16 protein-coding genes are annotated in these 18,359 nt (G+C 73.0%); 11 read left to right on the top strand and 5 right to left on the bottom strand.

Going from position 1 to position 18,359, the window contains the following annotated elements; translation table 11 throughout:
- Window positions 1–49 precede the first annotated feature (49 nt).
- From IE124_RS35445 to IE124_RS29430, 6 genes are read left to right on the top strand one after another with little or no spacing between them, the layout of a single operon-like run.
- Window positions 50–172: a hypothetical protein gene (locus tag IE124_RS35445; RefSeq protein WP_268246760.1), complete on the top strand. Its 123-nt coding sequence runs from the start codon at window positions 50–52 to the stop codon at window positions 170–172.
- A 12-nt stretch (window positions 173–184) separates the two neighbouring features.
- Complete coding sequence (locus IE124_RS29410) at window positions 185–1,945, top strand: type 2 periplasmic-binding domain-containing protein (protein WP_189512121.1); 1,761 nt, start codon at window positions 185–187, stop codon at window positions 1,943–1,945.
- Window positions 1,946–1,947: 2 nt separating this feature from the next.
- On the top strand, window positions 1,948–3,054 hold the full coding sequence (locus IE124_RS29415) for an ABC transporter permease (protein ID WP_229832981.1): 1,107 nt from the start codon (window positions 1,948–1,950) through the stop codon (window positions 3,052–3,054).
- The gene (locus IE124_RS29420; protein ID WP_189512123.1) at window positions 3,051–3,968 is read left to right on the top strand and encodes a carbohydrate ABC transporter permease; all 918 of its coding nucleotides are present in this window, start codon (window positions 3,051–3,053) and stop codon (window positions 3,966–3,968) included. The genes IE124_RS29415 and IE124_RS29420 overlap by 4 nt, the downstream gene beginning before the upstream one ends.
- Window positions 3,969–4,006: 38 nt before the next feature.
- A complete protein-coding gene (locus IE124_RS29425; RefSeq protein ID WP_189512125.1) occupies window positions 4,007–6,022 on the top strand; it encodes a beta-galactosidase in 2,016 nt (671 codons plus the stop codon).
- Window positions 6,019–8,220 carry a glycosyl hydrolase family 95 catalytic domain-containing protein gene (locus tag IE124_RS29430; RefSeq protein WP_189512127.1) on the top strand — a complete coding sequence of 734 codons (2,202 nt, stop codon included), beginning with the start codon at window positions 6,019–6,021 and terminating at the stop codon, window positions 8,218–8,220. The genes IE124_RS29425 and IE124_RS29430 overlap by 4 nt, the downstream gene beginning before the upstream one ends.
- On the opposite strand, the gene IE124_RS29435 is transcribed toward IE124_RS29430, so the two are convergent.
- Entirely contained in the window at window positions 8,210–9,331 is a 1,122-nt protein-coding gene (locus IE124_RS29435; RefSeq protein WP_189512129.1) for a LacI family DNA-binding transcriptional regulator, read from the bottom strand. The genes IE124_RS29430 and IE124_RS29435 overlap by 11 nt on opposite strands.
- A gap of 270 nt (window positions 9,332–9,601) precedes the next feature.
- On the opposite strand from IE124_RS29435, the gene IE124_RS29440 reads away from it, so the two are divergent.
- From IE124_RS29440 to IE124_RS29450, 3 genes are all read left to right on the top strand, one after another.
- Entirely contained in the window at window positions 9,602–9,913 is a 312-nt protein-coding gene (locus IE124_RS29440) for an NIPSNAP family protein (protein ID WP_229832982.1), read from the top strand.
- 116 nt (window positions 9,914–10,029) lie between these two features.
- Window positions 10,030–10,332, top strand: coding sequence for a hypothetical protein (locus IE124_RS29445; protein WP_189512132.1), 303 nt, complete (start codon window positions 10,030–10,032; stop codon window positions 10,330–10,332).
- 115 nt (window positions 10,333–10,447) lie between these two features.
- Complete coding sequence (locus tag IE124_RS29450) at window positions 10,448–11,383, top strand: aminoglycoside phosphotransferase family protein (protein WP_229832984.1); 936 nt, start codon at window positions 10,448–10,450, stop codon at window positions 11,381–11,383.
- Between the two features lie 25 nt (window positions 11,384–11,408).
- Here the strand turns inward: IE124_RS29450 and IE124_RS29455 are convergent, their stop codons facing one another.
- From IE124_RS29455 to IE124_RS29465, 3 genes are read right to left on the bottom strand one after another with little or no spacing between them, the layout of a single operon-like run.
- Window positions 11,409–12,374, bottom strand: coding sequence for a hypothetical protein (locus tag IE124_RS29455; RefSeq protein ID WP_189512134.1), 966 nt, complete (start codon window positions 12,372–12,374; stop codon window positions 11,409–11,411).
- 57 nt (window positions 12,375–12,431) lie between these two features.
- A complete protein-coding gene (locus IE124_RS29460; protein WP_189512136.1) occupies window positions 12,432–13,475 on the bottom strand; it encodes a zinc-dependent alcohol dehydrogenase in 1,044 nt (347 codons plus the stop codon).
- Window positions 13,472–14,626 (bottom strand): mandelate racemase/muconate lactonizing enzyme family protein, encoded by a 1,155-nt coding sequence (locus IE124_RS29465; protein ID WP_189512138.1) that lies wholly within the window; start codon window positions 14,624–14,626, stop codon window positions 13,472–13,474. Before IE124_RS29465 ends, IE124_RS29460 begins: the two co-directional genes overlap by 4 nt.
- 234 nt (window positions 14,627–14,860) lie before the next feature.
- Here IE124_RS29465 and IE124_RS29470 point away from each other — a divergent pair, with 234 nt between their 5' ends.
- Window positions 14,861–15,655: an IclR family transcriptional regulator gene (locus IE124_RS29470; RefSeq protein ID WP_189512140.1), complete on the top strand. Its 795-nt coding sequence runs from the start codon at window positions 14,861–14,863 to the stop codon at window positions 15,653–15,655.
- 295 nt (window positions 15,656–15,950) lie between these two features.
- Here IE124_RS29470 and IE124_RS29475 read toward each other — a convergent pair whose 3' ends face one another.
- The gene (locus tag IE124_RS29475; RefSeq protein WP_189512142.1) at window positions 15,951–17,228 is read right to left on the bottom strand and encodes an ROK family transcriptional regulator; all 1,278 of its coding nucleotides are present in this window, start codon (window positions 17,226–17,228) and stop codon (window positions 15,951–15,953) included.
- A 128-nt stretch (window positions 17,229–17,356) separates the two neighbouring features.
- Here IE124_RS29475 and IE124_RS29480 point away from each other — a divergent pair, with 128 nt between their 5' ends.
- Window positions 17,357–18,262, top strand: coding sequence for an SMP-30/gluconolactonase/LRE family protein (locus IE124_RS29480; protein ID WP_189512144.1), 906 nt, complete (start codon window positions 17,357–17,359; stop codon window positions 18,260–18,262).
- Window positions 18,263–18,359: the final 97 nt, after the last annotated feature.

The following is an 18,359-nucleotide window of genomic DNA, read 5'->3' on the forward strand; positions in this document are numbered from 1 at the left end:
TCGGGGACGACTCTTGCCGCGCCTGTGACGTTCACTTAACCTCGCAGCAATGTCGAAGCGCTTCGACTTGATGGTCGACGGCGCCCCGGGGCTCCGCCCCGCCCGCTCCACCTCCACCACCGCAGCCGCCCGGCGGCCTCTCGGCCGCCGTATGTCCTGGCGCGTGCCATGAAGGGTTGACGCAATGACGCCGAACGCCGTCTCCACGGGCTCCCGGAGATCCACCCCGAGCGACTCCACCGCGAACCGGGGCGACTCCACACCGACCCGGGGAGAGTCCGGGCAGACCCGCAGGGGCTTCCTCGCCTCCACCGCCGTCGCCGCCGCCGCGGTGGCCGGCGGGACGCCGCTGCTCGCTGCCTGCGGCGGCGGTGACACGGGCGCCGGGAAGAAGGACGGCACCACCACCGGGAAGGACGCGGCGAAGATCCTCCCGGCGTTCGCGGCGAGCGTCGTCGTCGCCCCCGACATCGCGCCGAAGAACGGCTCCGCCGCCGGCTTCACCCGCGCGATCCCGGCCGCCGAACTCAAGGCCTCGGTCGCCGCGAAGAAGGGCAAGGGCGGCGCGCTCACGATCATGGCCCCCTTCTGGGGACCCCCGCCGGCCTCCGACAACCCGTACTACGAGGCCATGAACGAGGCCATCGGCGTCCGGGCGACCTGGCAGAACCAGGACGGCAACGTCTACGACCAGAAGCTCGGCGCGGTCCTCGCCTCCAGCGAGATACCCGACGTGGTCGTCGTCCCCGGCTGGAACCTCGGCGGCAAGATCCCGAGCGCGATCAACGCCAAGTTCGAGGACCTCGGCCCGTACCTCTCCGGCGACAAGGTCAAGGCCTACCCCAACCTCGCGGCCGTCCCCACCGACGCCTGGCAGCGCTCCATCTTCGGCGGGAAGCTCCGCGGCCTGCCCATGCCCGCCTCGTACGTCACGAACATCGCGCCCTTCTACCGCAAGGACCTCTTCGACGCGAAGGGCTGGCAACTCCCCGCGAGCGCCGACGAGTTCCTTGCCCTCGCCAAGGAGATCACCAGCGCCAAGGCGAAGGTGTGGGCCTGCGGCGACATGACCTGGACCGCCTACAACATGTTCGGCGTGCTCTCCGGGAGCGACAAGGCGCTCGGCTGGCACCTCCTCGACGGCAAGCTCGTCAACCGCATCGAGACCCCCGAGTACCTCGAAGCCCTGGCGTGGACCCGCAAGCTCTACGACGCCGGAGTCGTCCACCCCGACGAGAAGACCCAGAACCAGGGCGACACCAGTCTCCGCTTCACCGCCGGCCAGTGCCTCGTCTACAACAACGACCTCTCCCACTGGTACGCCAAGACCTCCGAACAGGCCGCGCAGAACCCGTCGTTCGCCATGGCCGCCATGGACATCCCCGGCCACGCGGGCGGCAGTCCGAAGCTGTGGGCCACCAACCCCGCCAACATCTGGGCCTTCGTGCGCAAGGGCAGCTCCAAGGCGGTCGTCGAAGACGCCCTGGCCATCGCCGACTTCACCGCCGCTCCCTACGGCACCAAGGAGCGGATGCTCACCGACTACGGCGTCGAGGGCGTCCACCACACCGTCAAGGACGGCCTGCCGGTCAAGACCGACAAGGGCAACCAGGAGGTCAGCAGCTCCTGGCTGTTCCTCGCCGGCCCCGCGCCCTACGTGGCACACCCCGACACCCCCGACGTCACCCGGGCCATGATCGAGTGGCAGCAGCGCATGGGGGCCGTGACGTCGAAGTCCTCCTTCTACGGGATGACGATCAGCGAACCGTCCCAGTGGACCGGCCTCATGAACGACTTCGAGCAGCTGGAGAAGGACATCGTCCGGGGCCGCAAGAAGGTGTCCGACATGCAGCAGGCCGTCTCCGAGTGGAAGACCAAGGGCGGCGACGACCTGCGCGACTGGTACAAGAAGCTCCTCGACGCCAACGGTTCCGCGGCGAGCTGACGGTGAGCACGCTCGACACCGAGGCGCCGGAACCGGCCACGGGGGCACCCGACGAGCGCTCGCGGCGCCGCACGGGCCGCCGGCACCGACCGAGCGACCGGAAGGCCGACCGGCAGACCGGACGGCGGACCGACCGGCGACGGGCCCGGCGGACCGACCGGCACCGGAGCCGGACCGACGGGCGCGTCCCGCTCGGCCGGCGGTTCCGGCGCGACCGGACCCTCCTGCTCATGACCGTGCCCGCGCTCGTCCTCGTCGTGGTCTTCCACTACGTCCCGATCCTGGGGAACGTCGTCGCCTTCCAGGACTACGACCCGTACGTCTCCACCAACGGCGTCACCGCGATGCTGGAGAGCCCCTGGGTCGGCCTCGCCCAGTTCGAGCGGGTCTTCGCCGACCCGTCGTTCTGGCACGCCGTCGAGAACACCTTCGTCCTCTTCCTGCTCCAGCTGGTGCTGTTCTTCCCGGTGCCCATCGGGCTCGCCCTGCTCGTCAACAGCGTGCTGCGGCCCCGGGTCCGCGCGGTCGTCCAGGCCGTCCTGTACCTGCCGCACTTCTTCTCCTGGGTGCTCGTCATCACGGTCTTCCAGCAGATCCTCGGCGGCGCCGGCATCATCGCCCAGACCCTCCGGCAGCACGGCTACGAGGGCTTCGACCTCATGACCGACCCGGCGGTCTTCAAGTTCCTCGTCACCGCCGAGGGCATCTGGAAGGACGCGGGCTGGGGCGTCATCGTCTTCCTCGCCGCGCTCGCCGCCGTCAACCAGGACCTGTACGAGGCCGCCGCCATGGACGGCGCCGGCCGGTGGCGCCGGATGTGGCACGTCACCCTGCCCGCGCTCCGGCCCGTGATCGCGCTGCTGCTCGTCCTGCGCGTCGGCGACGCGCTCACCGTCGGCTTCGAACAGCTGCTGCTCCAGCGCGACGCCGTCGGACCCGGGGCGGCCGAGGTCCTCGACACCTTCGTGTGGTGGACCGGCCTGCGCAGCCAGGACTTCAGCTACGCGGCCGCCGCCGGGCTCATCAAGGGAGTCGTCGGCCTGGTGCTGGTGCTCTCCGCGAACAAGGCCGCCCATCTCATGGGCGAGCAGGGGGTGTACCGGAAATGACCCAGCGCCTCACCGCCCGGTGGGCGGCGCCCGCCCGCCCCGTCTGGGAGGAGCCGCCCGGCCGGGCCGGCCTCGCGGCGAAGGGCCTGCTCCTGGCCGCCTCCTGCCTCGCGGTCCTCGTACCGCTGTGGATCGTGGTCGTCACCAGCCTCTCGACGAAGAAGGCGATCACGGAGGCCGGTGGGCTGGTGGTCGTCCCGAGGGACCTCACCCTCATCGCCTACCAGGAGCTCCTGGGCGGCGGCCAGGTCACCCGGGCGGCCGTCGTCAGCGTCCTCGTCACCCTGACCGGCACCCTCTTCTCGATGACCGTGTCGATCCTCTGCGCGTACGGGCTGTCCCGGCCCGGCTCCCTGGGGCACCGCTTCATCCTGCTCGCGCTGATGGCCACGATGTTCTTCGGCGCCGGCCTCATCCCCACGTACCTGCTCGTCCAGACTCTCGGCCTCACCGACACCTATCTCGCGCTGATCCTGCCGAGCGCCGTCAGCGTCTTCAACATCCTCGTCCTGCGTGGCTTCTTCATGGGCATCTCGCCCGAACTCGTCGACAGCGCACGGATCGACGGCGCGGGTGACCTGCGGATCCTCTGGACGATCGTGATGCCGCTCTCCCGGGCGGTGATCGCCGTCATCACCCTCTTCTACGCGGTCGGTTACTGGAGCGCCTGGTTCAACGCCTCCATCTACCTCAGCGACCAGAACATGATGCCGCTGCAGAACGTCCTCATCCAGCTCGTCCAGAAGCAGGAGATCCCGGTCGGCCTCGGCCAGGCGGTCAGGGCCGGGAACCTCTCCGGGCTCGCCGTCCAGATGGCCGTCATGGTCCTCGCGCTCCTGCCCGTCGCCGTCCTCTCGCCCTTCGTCCAGAAGCACTTCAGGAAGGGCATGCTGACCGGCGCCGTCAAGGGCTGACCCGCCCGCCCCCCACCCTCTTACGGAGAGACCGCCCGATGGCAAGGCTCGACGACCTCACCCGCCCGCCCGGACGCCCGCCCCGGCTGCTGTACGGCGGCGACTACAACCCCGAGCAGTGGCCCGAGGAGACCTGGGCCGAGGACGCCCGGCTCATGCGGGAGGCCGGAGTCACCTCCGTCACTCTCGGCGTCTTCTCCTGGGCCCGCATCGAACCCACCCCGGGAGCACGCGAGTTCGGCTGGCTCGACCGGGTCATGGACCTGATGCACGCCCACGGCATCGGCGTCGTCCTCGCCACCCCCACCTCCTCACCCCCGCCGTGGCTGGGGCGCCTCCACCCCGAGTCGCTGCCCCGCGACGAGGACGGCAGGACCGAGTGGTGGGGCTCCCGCCAGCACTTCTCCCACTCCAGCGAGGCCTACCGGCGCCACGCGGCCGCGATCACCGAGGACCTCGCCGCCCGCTACGCCGACCACCCCGCCCTGACCATGTGGCACATCAACAACGAGTACTGCACCCACGACTGGGGCGACGAGGCCGCCCGCACCTTCCGGCGCTGGCTGACCGACCGGTACGGCACCCTCGAAGCCCTCAACACCGCCTGGGGCACAGACTTCTGGGGCCAGCGGTACGGCGAGTGGGAGGAGGTCCTGCCACCCCGCCGCGCCCACTACCTGAAGAATCCGGCGCACCTGCTCGACTTCCGGCGCTACACCTCCGACCTGCTCCTGGAGTGCTACCGCGCGGAACGCGACATCGTCCGCCGCCACACCCCGCACCTCCCTGTGACCACCAACTTCATGCCCTTCTGGTCCGGTCAGGACGGCTGGGCGTGGGCCGCCGAGGAGGACGTCGTCTCCGTCGACGTCTACCCCGACCCCCGGGACCCGTGCGCCGGCCAGTACAACGCGATGATCGGCGACCTGACGCGCTCCGAGGCCGGCGGCCGGCCGTGGGCGGTCATGGAGCAGGCCGCCGGAGCGGTCAACTGGCGGACCGTGAACCACCCCAAGCCGGAGGGCCTCAACCGTCTCTGGGCACTCCAGTCCGTCGCCCACGGCGCCGACGCCGTCTGCTACTTCCAGTGGCGCCAGTCCCGCCAGGGAGCGGAGGCCTTCCACTCCGGCATGCTCGGCCACGCCGGCGAACGCGGCCGGGTCTTCCGCGAGACCGTCCGCATCGGCGAGGACCTCGCCACCCTCGGCCCCCGCGTCGCGGGAAGCCGCGTGTCCACCCGGATCGCCCTCCTCCACGACTGGAACTCCTGGTGGGCCGAGCCGGGGGACGGGGCGCTCTCCCGCCGCGTCGACCACGCCGAACTCGTCCGCGCCTGGCACCGCGCCCTCTGGGACGCCCACCTCCCCGCCTCCTTCGCCCATCCGCACCACGACCTGAGCGGCCACCGGCTCGTCCTCGTCCCTCACCTCCACCTCCTCGACGACCCGGCGATCGAGAACCTCCTCGCGTACGTGCGCGGCGGCGGCACCCTCGTCTGCGGCTTCCTCACCGGCATCGCCGACCGGGACGGCCGGGTCCGCCCCGGCGGCATGGACGCCCGGCTCAGGGAGCTCCTCGGCATCGACCTGCTCCAGGAGTGGTGGCCTCTCGACGAGGGCGAGCGCGCCGACTGCGGCACCTTCCACGGCACCCTCTGGTCCGAGGAGCTCACCCCGGCAGCGGGCGCCGAGACCGTCGCCGCCTACCGGGGCGGCGAACTCGACGGACGGCCCGCGATCCTCCGCAGCGGCCGCGCCTGGTACGTCTCCACGCTCCCCGAGCCCGCCGCCCTCAGCGGGCTGCTCGCCTCCGTCGCGCGCGCGGCCGGCGTGCGACCGGTCCTCGACGGCCTGCCCGAGGGCGTCGAGGCCGTCCGCCGCGGCGAGCTGCTCTTCCTCCTCCACCACGGGAATGCCCCCGTCACGGTGCCACTGCCCGGCCGCCACCGCGACCTCCTCACCGGGACCGTGACGGAGGGGGCCGTGAAGCTGGACCGGTTCGGCGCCGCCGTCCTGGAGGAACACCCGCGCGCGCCGGGGGAGGAGCGCCCGTGATCCACGGCACCTGGGAGCCCGCGCCCGCCGCCCGCTGGGAGGACGCCTTCCCCACCGGGAACGGCCGGCACGGCGGCCTCGTGTACGGCGACCCCGACGACGACCGGGTGATCGTCACCCACCACACCCTCGTACGGCCGAACAACACCCCCGCCGACACCGCACCGCCCCGCCTGGCCGCGGCCCTTCCCGCCCTCCAGGACGCCCTGCTCGCCGGGGACTCGACCGCGGCCGAACGCTTCACGGACGGCCGTCCGCTGCGCTGGGTCCGCCCCTTCCACCCCGCGTTCCAGACCCGCGTCCGGCGGCCGACCCCTGACCCCGGCCAGGCGGTCCACCGCTCCGTCGACTACACCACCGGGGTGGTCTCCGGCAGGTGCGGGAAGCGCCGCGGCGAGGTCTTCGCCTCGCGCGCGGACGACGTCCTCGTCCAGTACGTCTCCGAACCCGGCTCGGTCGTCGAGATCGACCTGGACCACCGACTGCCCGGCGTCCCCGCAGACCTCGGCACCGGGCGCGGCATCGCCACCGCCGGCCGCGAGACCGTCCTCACCCTGCGGGCCCGCTACCCGGACAACCCGCACGGCTACACGGGCCTCACGCTCGTCCTCGCCGACGCCGGACGCACCGCGGTCACCGCCTCGGGCGTACGGATCGAGGGCGCCCGACACCTGCTGCTCCTCACCCGGGTCCGGCGGGACGAGGACGGAGGCACGACCGTCGTCGAACGGGAGGCGGAGGCCCTGCGCGCGCTGGCCGGCAGCCCGGCGTCGCTCGCTGCCGGGTACGCCGCCCTCCTCGCCCGGCACACCGCGCTGCACGGCCTCGCCTACGGGCGCGTCGCCCTCGACCTCGGAGGGGACGCGACCGAGCGGGCCCTGCCCGGCTCCGCCCTGCTCGGCCGCCCCGACAGCGCCGCCCTCCTGGAGCGCCTCTTCGCCGCCGGCCGCTACCACCTGCTCTCCTCCTCGGGCCTCCTGCCACCCCGACTCACCGGCCTGTGGACGGGCGACTGGAACACCGCCTGGTCGGGGGCGTTCACCACCGACGCCAACCTCAACCTCCAGACCTCCTCCGCCGTCGCCGCCGACCTACCCGAGGTGACGGAGGCCCACAGGGCCCTCGTCGCAGGGCAGTTGGCGGACTGGCGGGACAACGCCCGGGAGGTCTTCGGCGCCCGGGGCATCGTCGCCCCCGCCCACACGGACGGCGCCTCGGGGCACTCGTACCACTTCAGCCGCGAGTACCCCCTCCACCTGTGGACCGCCGGCGCCGACTGGCTGCTCGTCCCGCTCCTCGCCCACGAGGAGGCGAACGGCCGGCACGACCCGCGCGTCAGCGCGATCCTCACCGAACTCGCCCGGTTCTACGAGGACTTCCTCACCCGCACCGGACCCGACGGCCGCATCGTGATCGTCCCCTCCTACTCCCCGGAGAACCGTCCCCGCGGCGGCAGCTGGGGCGCGGTCGACGCCACCATGGACATCGCCGCCGCCCGGCACGCCCTGCGCTCCGCCGCCGACCGCGCCCCGGCCCCGGACGCCGACCGGCTCCGGGTGCTCGCCGACCGGCTGCCGCCCTACCGGGTCAACGACGAGGGGGCGCTCGCCGAATGGGCCCGCCCCGGCCTCGGCGACCGCTACGACCACCGGCACCTGAGCCACCTGTACCCGGTCTGGCCGCTGGACGAGATCAACCCGTACGACACCCCGGACCTCGCCCGGGCCGCCCACCGTGCCCTCGAACTCCGTGGCAGCGAGAACGACTCGGCGCACGGACACCTCCACCACGGCCTGGTCGCCGCGCGGCTCGGGGACGCCGACCGCACCGGGGACGCCCTCGCCCGGGTGCTCGCCGGGGACTACTTCCACGACTCGCTCATGAGCGCGCACTATCCGGGCCGCGACGTCTACAACGCGGACGCGTCGCACACCCTGCCGGCCCTCCTGATCGAGGCCCTCGTGCAGTCGACGCCCGCCCGGCTCGTGCTCCTGCCCGCACCGCCCGCCGCCTGCCCGCGCGGCCGGCTCACGGGTGTCCGGACCCGGTTCGGCGCGCGCGTCGACCTGGCATGGTCGCCGGGGGAGTACCGTGCGGTCCTGCGGCCGGACCGGGACGCGACGGTCGAGCTCCGGAGCCCCGCGGGGGCGACCCGGCTCGTCCTGCGCGCGGGCGAGGAACGGGTCGTCAGTTCCTGACCCCACCGCGACTCGCAGGCGCCGGACCGGAGCTGTCCCGGACCGTCAGGACTGGAGTGAGGAGCTCGACGCCCGGCGCCGGCGAGGCGCCGGCCCCTGCCCCGTCGTCCCCTGGCCGGCCGCCCCTCGGCCCGCCGGCCCTCGGCCCGCCGACCTCCGGCCCGCCGTCCCCGGGCCGGGCGGACAGCTCCGTGATCAACCGCTCGACGGCCCGGCGACCCAGCTCCTGGGCGGGGATCGCCACCGAGGTGAGCGGCACCGAGGCCTGCGCGGCGACCGGCTCCGGGCAGACGGCGACGACCGACACGTCCTCGGGCACGGCCCGGCCCGTCCGCCGCAGGAGCGCGAGCAGCGGCTCGACGGCCGTCTCGTTCTGCACGACGAAGGCGCTGACTCCTGGCCGCTCGTCGAAGACCCGGGCCAGGACCCCCGCGACCGCGTCGTGTCCGCCCTCGCAGGGCCGGTGCAGAAGCCCGGCGCCGAGCTCGGCCGCCCGGTCGCGCAGGCCGCGCAGCGTCCGCTCGGCGAAGCCGGTGTGCCGGGCGTACACGCCGGGGGCCTCCCCGATCACGGCGATCTCCCGATGCCCGAGGCCGGCCAGGTGCTCCACGCACAGCGCGCCCGCCGCGGCGAAATCCAGGTCGACGCAGCTGAGTCCGGAGGGATCGCCCGGCAGCCCTACGAGAACGGCGGGCGGGCCCGCCGCACGCAGCACCGGCAGCCGCTCGTCGTCGAGTTGGACGTCCATGAGGATCACCGCCTCGGCGAGCCCGCTGCCGGTGACCCGGCGCAGCGCCGCGGGGCCCTCCTCGCCGGTCAGCAGCAGGACGTCGTAGCCGTGCGCCCGGGCGGCGGTGGCGACGGCGACCGCGATCTCCAGCATCACCGGCACGTACATGTCGGTCCGCAGCGGCACCATCAGCGCGATGATCCGCGACCGGCTGCTGGCCAACGCCCTTGCGCCCGCGTGCGGCTGGTAACCGAGCTGCTCGATGCTGTCCCGAACCCGCCGCCGGGTCAGGTCGGAGATGGGGCGCTTGCCGCTGAGCACATAGCTGACCGTGCTCGCCGACACACCGGCGTGGCGGGCGACTTCGACAAGCGTGACCATCCGTTCTCCCCGCGGCCAGGACGGTGGTGCGTCCAGAGTGAATCGCTTCGACGCGGCCCGTCGAGTGATCGCTTCGGCGACCCGGACCGACCGTAACGCTGGGGAGTTGACGTGTCCAGATGGAGAACACCCGGGATATCGAAGCGCTTCGACGCCGGAACCGGTCGCCGAGCGATTGAACCGTTCAGTCTTGACAGTGAACTGATCGGTATAGTTCAGTGCCCGCAGGGGCGGCGCGGGCGCCGTCGCCGTGACGAGGGAGGCGGAGCGATGTTCGCGATGGTGTACCGGTGGCGGGTGAGGCCGGGCAAGGAGCAGCTGCTCATCGACGGCTGGCACCGGGTGACCATGGCGATCCACCAGGAGTGCGGCAGCTACGGCTCCCGGCTCCACAAGGCGGACGACGGGACCTGGGTGGCGTACGCCCGCTGGCCCGACCGCGAGACCCGCGCGACGTGCGGAACCCCCGACCCGGAGGGTGAGGCGATGATGCGCGAGGCGATCCTCGAGTACTTCCCCGAAACCCGCCTCACCATCGTCGACGACCTCCTCGCGGAGCCGGAACCGGAGGTCGTCGGCTGAGGGACGGGGCCCGGATGGCCTGGGTCGATATCGACGGCGCGCGGTTGTCAGTGCTCTCGAATACATTCTGTCGGTCCGGCCCGACAGGTGGGTCGTCGAGCTGGGGGATTCGTTGAGTGAGCATCTACCTGCACCTTCGCGCCGTGGCTGAGGGCGAGCTCCAGGACGACCACACCTGGCTCGCCGCGTTCATGTCCGAGGCTTGGGAGGACCACGTAGCCGAGTACGCAGCGGGCGTCACCTGGTCGATGAACAAGGGCTGGGACGCCGTCAACGAGCTCTGGAACGTCGTCGGTGCCAGGTTCAACGCTCGCGGCTGGACCGGCCAGGAACTCCTCGATCATCACCGAGAACTCCAAGGGTTCTACGGGCGGGCGGCTTCGGCAGGCCACGCCGTGGTCAAAGCGGTGTGGGTTTGAGGCATGGTCATGTGCTGGTCACGGCCCTGCGTATTCGACCGGGTCGTCAAACGGAGGCCGGCCGCCGTGGCTGCCGAGCTCCCTGCGGTTGCGCGCTGACGGTCTCCTAGGATGCGTGGGAACTGCATCGACCACCTGGGAGGGCGTGTTGAGAGAGCTGGCCTGCGTGGCACCCGAGGTCCGGGAACGGTTCGTCGTTCGGTTCGGTGCCGATGTGCTCGGCTGGTGTGAGGAGTTGCCGGCTCTTGTCCAGGAATTCGCTACTCGTTGGCATCTGGATGTTGTCGCGGCGGGTGGCGGAGGCACCTCGCGGGTGTTCCGATGCCTTCGGAATGACACGGGTGCCACGGTGTGGCTGAAGCTCACGCCGGAGCCCTTGATCGCCCGCGAGGAGGCCGAAGCTCTGCGGCTCTGGGCGGATGCGCCGTCGGTCGTCGATCTGCTGGCAGTAGACCTCGCAGCGGGAGCCCTGCTGCTGGACGATGTGCAACCGGGAGTGCCGGTGCGGCAGCTGGCTTGGAGCCTGCCCGAGGCCGCGGCCCTGCTGCGAGACCTGCGGGCCTCGCCTCCCGTGCCAGGGGTGCACTCGGCACTACGGCCGCTCTCGCATCGGATCGACTTCCTGTTCGATCTGGCTGATCGCAGGCTGGCGGCGGCGGGCGCGAGCGGCGTGGTGGCCCCGACGGTGCTCAGCCGGGCGCGGGCGGCTGCCCTGGAGCTTGCGGCCAGCGGGTCTGTGGGACTCGTGCATGGTGATCTTCATCCGGCCAACGTGCTGTCCGGTCCGGGCGCCCGCATGGTGGCGATCGATCCCAGGCCGACGTGGGGCGACCCGGACTACGACGCTGTGGACTGGCTACTTGAAGGAGTTGCAGATCCAGCCGTGCTGGAGCAGAGGACCGAGGAGCTGGCCGCGCTGGTTCCTGGCCTCTCTCCACGTCGTGCACTGGATTGGTGCCGGGCCTCGGCCGCCCTCATCGCGGTCCCACGCATGTGTGCAGGGCGGGACGACGCGCAGACCCGGTTCCTCATGGCCCTGGGCGGCGGCTGATCCGGGCGGTGGGCATGAGTGGTCGTCAGGCGGTGTCGGCCGGGAAGCGGGTGAGGGGGCCCGGGGCCCTGGAGCCCAGGGGGGACATGCCTCCGTCGGCGCCGTGGCGGGCCAGCAGGTCGAGGACGAGGCGGCCGCGCCGGACGCGTTCGCGGGCCGTGGCGAGGGCCTGGTCCCGTAGGTGGGCGCCGTAGGGGTAGATCCCGGCCGCCCGGCTCAGGCCGAACTTCAGGTACAGCGGCGCGCCCCGGCGGATCAGCTCGGCCGCCTCGTACATCCGGACGTAGCCGCCCAGGTCGTCGGGGGCCTCGACGTACAGGTCCATGGGGGCCCGGCTGACCCGGCGGATCTCCGTGAGGTGCGCGAGCGTCAGGTCGGAGGGCACGTTGAGCGAGTCGGCGCCCAGCCGTTCGTGGACGGCGAAGGCCGCCGGGTTGACCGGGCCGATCAGTGCGGACACCTTGAAGGTCGTGTCGCCGGGGAGGACTCCTTCGGTACGCAGTCGGTGCAGGGTCCACAGGACGCCCTCGTCGGCGACGAGCAGGCACCGTACGCCCAACTCGACCGCGCGCAGGGCGTCTTCGACGCAACCGGCGAGTGCGTCGTGACCGCGGGCGCGCAGCCCGGCCCCGCCGGAGTCGGTGCGTGTCGCGGCGCCGGTGTCCCAGGTGCCGCGCGGGCCGGTGAACAGGCAGAGCTCCACGGAGCGCGCGGCGCAGGCGTCGACCATCTCGGTGATCTCGGCGTCGGTGAGCATCCAGACGCCGCTGCCCTGGCTGACCCGGTGCACGGGGACGTCGAGCCGCTCGCTCTCGGCGAGGACGACGCCGAGCGCCTCGGGGCCCTCGACGGAAGGCAGTTCGGTCCGCCAGAGCCCGCCGTCGGGGAAGGCGTGCGGGGAGGTGTCGGCGAGGTCGTCCGCCGGGACGGGGTGGCCGATGCGGCGGAGCGCGTCGCCGCCGGGACGTCGTGGTGCCGGGCGCGTGGTCATCGGGATCGATCCTCTGTTCGGGAGGTCGGAGGGGGAGGGGCGGCCGTACGGCGTCGATCAGGGGTGCAGGAGGACCTTGCCCGTCCCCGGGGCGCCGCCGCCCACCAGGGTGAGAGCCTCGCCGAACCGCTCCAGCGGGAACGTGTGGGTGACGAGCGGGGCCGGGTCGAGCAGTCCGGCGGTGAAGGCGCGTACGGCGTCCGCCCAGGCGGCGGAAGACGCGCCGAAGACGGAGCGGAGCTCCAGCTGGCTCACCGACAGGTGGAACGGGTCGATCCCGGTGGCCCCCGCCGCGAACATGCCGGTCAGCACCACCCGGCCGCCCCGCCGCGCGAGCAGGCACGAGGAGGCGGCCGTCGTCGGCGCCCCGGCGGTCTCCACGACCAGGTCGTAGCGCCCGAAGGAGCGGCCTGACGCGCCGTCCGCCTCCGCCGGTGACAGCACCCGGTCCGCGCCGAACTCCAGCGCCCGCGCGGCCCGTTCCGTACGCGGGTCGACGACGGTCAGCTCGGACGGCGAGGAAGCCGCGAGCCACTGGACGGCGAGCAGACCGAGCGTCCCGGCGCCGACGACGGCGACCCGCTCACCCGGGCGCGGCCGCCCGGCCCGTACCGCCGCGGCGACGACGGCGGCCGGTTCGAGGAGCGCCGCCGCCCGCAGGTCCACGCCGTCGGGGAGCGGGTGCAGCAGACGCGCGGGGACCACCAGGTGGTCGGCGAAGGCGCCCGGCTCGGTGAAGCCGGTCTCCGCGTACCCGGCCGTGCAGAGACTGGTCTCCCCGTACCGGCACCGCTCGCACGTGCCGCAGGACCGGAAGCCCTCGGCGACGCACGGCCGGCCGACGAGCCCGGGGTCGGCGCCGGCGCCGACGGCCTCCACGGTGCCGGACCACTCGTGCCCGGGGACCACGGGGTAGCGGACGTAACCCGGGGCGCGGTGACCGTCGTACAGCTCACGGTCGCTCATGCAGATCCCGGCGGCCGCGACCCGTACCCGTACCTCCCCCGGCCCCGGATCCGGCAACTCGCGTTCGACGAGCCGGTGTTCGCCGGGCGCGTCGACGACGATCGCGCGGCTTCCGCGCGCCGGGCGGCCGCTCATCGGGGACGCCTCTTCTCCCAGCCCTCGGCCCACAGATCGAACCGGGCTCGCTGTTGCGGGAATTCGGCCGCCGCGTCCACGTCCAGCTCGACGCCCAGACCCGGAGCGTGCGAGACCGTGAAGCAGCCCGTCTCCGGATCCACCTCCGGAGCCCCGCGCACCACCTTCTTGATCTCGGCGTCCGCGAAGTCGTTGAAGTGCTCCAGAACCTTGAAGTTCGGAGTGCAGGCGGCGAGTTGGAGGGAGGCGGCGGTGAGGACCGAGCCGCCTACGTTGTGTGGGGCGACGAGCACGTAATGGGTCTCGGCGGTGGCGGCGAGCTTCCTGGCCTCCAGGATGCCGCCGATGTGGCCGACGTCGGGCTGGATGATGTCGGCGGCCTGCGACTCGAACAGCTCGCGGAACTCCATCCGGTCGTGGATCCGCTCCCCCGTGGCGATCGGCAGGTCGACCTTCTCCGCCACCTTCCGCAGGGCTTTGAGGTTCTCCGGCGGCACCGGCTCCTCCAGCCATGCGGGACGGTACGGCGCCAGGTCGTGGGCGAGGCGGACCGCCGTCGCGGGGGAGAAGCGTCCGTGCATCTCCACCATCAGCTCGGTGTCCGGGCCGATCGCGTCCCGCACGGCCTCGATGAGCGAGACCGCGTACCGCGAACGCTCGGCGTCCAGCTCGAACCGGCCGTTGCCGAACGGGTCGATCTTCAGCGCCCGGTAGCCGCGCGCCACGACCTCGCGGGCCGCCGCGTGGTAGGCCTCCGGGGTGCGCTCGGTGGTGTACCAGCCGTTCGCGTACGCCGGCACGAGCTCGGTCACCTGCCCGCCGAGCAACTGCCACACGGGCACGCCGAGGGCCTTGCCCTTGATGTCCCAACAGGCCGTCTCCACGACCGCGATGCCCGACATCACGATCTCGCCGGCCCGCCCGAAGTCGCCGTACTTCATGCGGCGGACGAGATCCTCGACGGCGAACGGGTCGGAGCCGGCGATGTGGTTCGCCTCCGCCTCACGGAGATAGCCGATCAGGGCGTCGGTGTGCCCGAGCATCCGGGTCTCGCCGACACCGGTCAGCCCCTCGTCGGTGTGGACCAGGACGTAGGTCAGATCGCGCCACGGCGTTCCGACGACATGCGTGGTGATTCCCGTGATGCGCACGGTGGTTGCTCCCCGGAGGCGCTTGTATGGTGTTCGAGATATCGAATGTTGTTCGGTGGACCGGCGAGACCGTAGGCAGCGGCCCGCCGGCCTGTCAACGGGAGCGTGGCCACGTCGCCGGCCGCCGCCGGGCCGCGGGCCGGCATTGCCCGTCCGCCGACCCACCGCTAGTCTCTGTCCGCGATTTCGGTCGCCGTACGGGATATCGAACGAGCAGAGGGTGGGGTGGGCCCCGTGGGACGACTCGTTCCGGCGGTGACCAGGGCATTCGACATATTGGAGCTCTTCCTCCAGGGCGACGGGACGCTGTCCGCGCCCGAGATCACCCGCAGGCTCCAGCTGCCGCGCACGACCACGCACGAGCTGGTCGCGACCCTGACGGCCCGCAACTACCTCGTGGCGGTGCCGGAGCAGCCAGGCCGCTACCGGCTCGGCGTCCGCACCTACCAGCTCGGCAGCCGGTACGCGGAACAGCTCGACCTCGCGGCCGAGGGCCACCAGGTCGCTCGCGAGGTGGCCGATACCTGCGGCGAGACCGTCCACGTGGCCCTCCTGGAGGACATGGACGTCATCTACATCGCCAAGGTCGACTCGACGCACGCGGTACGGATGGTCTCCGCGACCGGCCGCCGGCTGCCCGCCCACTGCACCGCCGTGGGCAAGATGCTCCTCGCCTCCCTCCCCGCCGCCGAGCTCGAAGCACGGATCGAAGAGCGCCTGGAGGCAGGGCCGTTGGAAGCCATGACCGCCAACAGTCTGAGTGGCCCCGACGTGTTGCGGGCCGCGCTCGCCGAGATCCGGATCCTCGGCGTCGCGGTCGAACTCCAGGAGTCCAACCCGGACGTGAGCTGCGTCGCCGCGCCCGTGCGGGACCGGTCCGGCCGGGTCGTCGCGGCACTGTCCGTCTCGGTGCCGGTCCACCGCTGGAGCGAGGACCGCGAGAACGAACTCACCGCCCTCGCCACGAAGGGTGCCGACGAGCTCTCGGCCAGGCTGGGGCACCGCGGCGGGCAGCAGGGCGGGCGCTGAACGCGGGCCGGGCGGCAGCGCGGGTGCCGGGTGCGGGTCCAGCAGGGCGCTCGCCGGCTGGGGGCGGGGCGCCGGCTGCGGGCGGGCCGCCGGGCCGGGCGCCGGGCTCGGATCCAGCGGCGCGGGTGCCGGGCTCGGGTGGGCCGTCGGGTCGGGCTCCGGGCTCGGGTGGGCCGTCGGGTCGGGCTCCGGGCTCGGGTGGACCGTCGCGTCGGGCTCCGGGCTCGGGTGGACCGTCGGGCCGGGCGCCCGGCCCGGGCGGGGCGCGGTCCGGTGCCCAGGTGCCGGGTGTCCGTCAGGCCTCCGCATCGGCGGACCCGGCGCGGCGCCCGTCCCGGCGCTCCCGGGGCTGACGCATCCGGCTGACCGGCCCGAAGACCTCCCGGTCGTTGAGGAACCCCTCAAGCGCGAAGGTGGCGGCTCCCCGGGTGACCGCGTTGTGCGGGACCGCGCTGCGCCGCAGGGTCGCGGCCCGGTGCGGCAGCGGCAGGGCGTGCTGAGTCACGGCCTCGTACGTGGCCGTCAGCAGGCGCTCGCCGAGCAGGTCCACGACTTCGTTCCCGAGGACGAGCACCCGGGGGTTGAACAGATTGACGAGGTTGGCCACCGCCGCGCCCAGGTAGCGTCCGGTCGCGTCGATGACGGCGGCGGCCGTCGTGTCCCCCTCCGCCGCCGCGCGTGCCAGGGCCGCGACCGTCGTGGCGTCGTCCGGGCCCGTCGTCCGCTCGTCGCCCGGCGCCAGCTCGCGCCAGGTCTGCGCGATCCCCCGCGTGCTCACGTACGCCTCCACGCAGCCCCGGTTGCCGCAGGTGCACAGGCGCCCGTCGAGGGCGAGACAGGTGTGGCCCCACTCGCCCGCGCTGTTGGTGAAGCCCCGGTACACCTGCCCGCCGATGGCGATCCCGGCGCCGACGCCGGCCCGCAGCGTGAGCACCACCAGGTCGTCGGCCGCGCGCCCGGCGCCGAACCACAGTTCGGCGACCGTGCTGGCCCGCAGTGGGTTGTCGAGCCACAGGGGCAGCCCGAGGCGCTCGTCGAGCAGGGCGCGCAGCGGCACCTCGTGCCAGGACCAGTACGGCGAGAAGGACGAGACGCCGCCCTCGCGCTCCACCATGCCCGGCACGCTGACCCCGGCGCCGAGCACCCGCTCGCGGGGCGTCCCGGAGGCGCTCAGCAGCTCCTCGACGCAGCCGGCGAGGACGTCGACGACGTCGGAGGGGCGGACGTCGCCCGCCGGGAGGGGCCGCTCGACGGAGTGCCGGACCGCCAGGGCCAGGTCGAAGAGTTCGGCGTGCACCGAGGTCTCGGCGATGTCGACGCCGATCAGCGCGCCCCGGTCGGCGTTCACGGCGAGGCGCGCACGCGGCCGGCCGCCGCCGGATTCCTCGTGGCCGGCCTCGGCGAGGACCCCGGCCTCCAGGAGCTCGGCGGTGAGGTTGGCGACGGTGGCGAAGGAGAGCCCGGTCGCCGCCGCGATGTCCTGACGGCTCATCGCGCCCGGGCCCGCGTAGACGCGCCTCAGGACCTCGAAGCGGTTCAGGCGTCGGATGTCCTGCGACGTCCGCTTGATCATCTGTGCTGTCCTCCGGTCGACCACGCTGTCCCGAGGATGTTATTCGAAGGGTTGGAAGAAGAGGAGGCAGGGTATTTACAACCGTTAGACGAACCCCTACTTTTTGAGGTGCCAACCGAGGAGGACAGATGCTGCACCTCAGGGCCGTGCCCTGCTCCCCCCTGCCCGGACGCCTGACGGAAGGCCCCCTCTGGGACGACCGGCGTCAGGAGGTCCTCTGGGTGGACATCCCCGAAGGACTGGTCCACCGGGCCGCCCTGACCGACGGAGACGGGGGACCGGACCTCGCGCCCGTCGCGACCCTCCGTCTCGACCGCCCCGTCGGCGCCGTCGCCCTCTGCGCCTCGGGCGCCGTCCTCGCCGCCGCGGGCACCTCCGTCCTGCGCCTGGACGAGGGCCGCCCGGTCGCCGAGGCCGTCGAGCTCGCCGCGCCCGACCTCCCCGACGACGGACTGCCGCGCCGGATGAACGACGCGGCCGTCGACCCCGCGGGCCGGCTCCTCGCCGGAACCATGGCGTACGACGAGAGCCCCGGCGCGGGCGCCCTCTACCGCCTCGACGGCGACCGGCTCGTCACCCTCATCGACGGCGTCGGCATCTCGAACGGCCTCGGCTGGAGCCTCGACGGCGGCCTCCTCTACTACGCCGACAGCCTGACCCGCCGCGTCGACGTCTTCGCCTACGACACGAAGAGCGGCACCCTCGGCGACCGGCGGCCCTTCGCCGTGCTCGACCGGGGCGCCCCCGACGGACTCACCGTCGACAGCTCGGGACGCGTCTGGGTCGCGGTCTGGGGAGGCGGCGAAGTCCTCGCCTTCGAGACCGACGGCACCCTCCACGCGCGCGTGGAGATACCCGCCTCGCACGTGACGAGCTGCGCCTTCGCGGGCCCCGCGCGCGACGTCCTCGTCATCACCACGGCGACCGAGGGCCTCGACGAGGAACAGCGCCGCACCGAGCCCGACGCCGGCCGCCTCTTCGTCTGCCGCCCGGGCGCCACGGGCCTGCCCACCCCGCTGTACGCGGACCGCTGACGCCCGCAGAACGATCGCCGATCACCGATCCCGCACACCGACCGGCTCCATTTCACCGGCCGCCGACCCCCTGCGCCCCCGCCCCCGGCGGCACGCG

The sequence above is a fragment of the Streptomyces narbonensis genome (genome assembly GCF_014649015.1).
Classification (GTDB): domain Bacteria; phylum Actinomycetota; class Actinomycetes; order Streptomycetales; family Streptomycetaceae; genus Streptomyces; species Streptomyces narbonensis.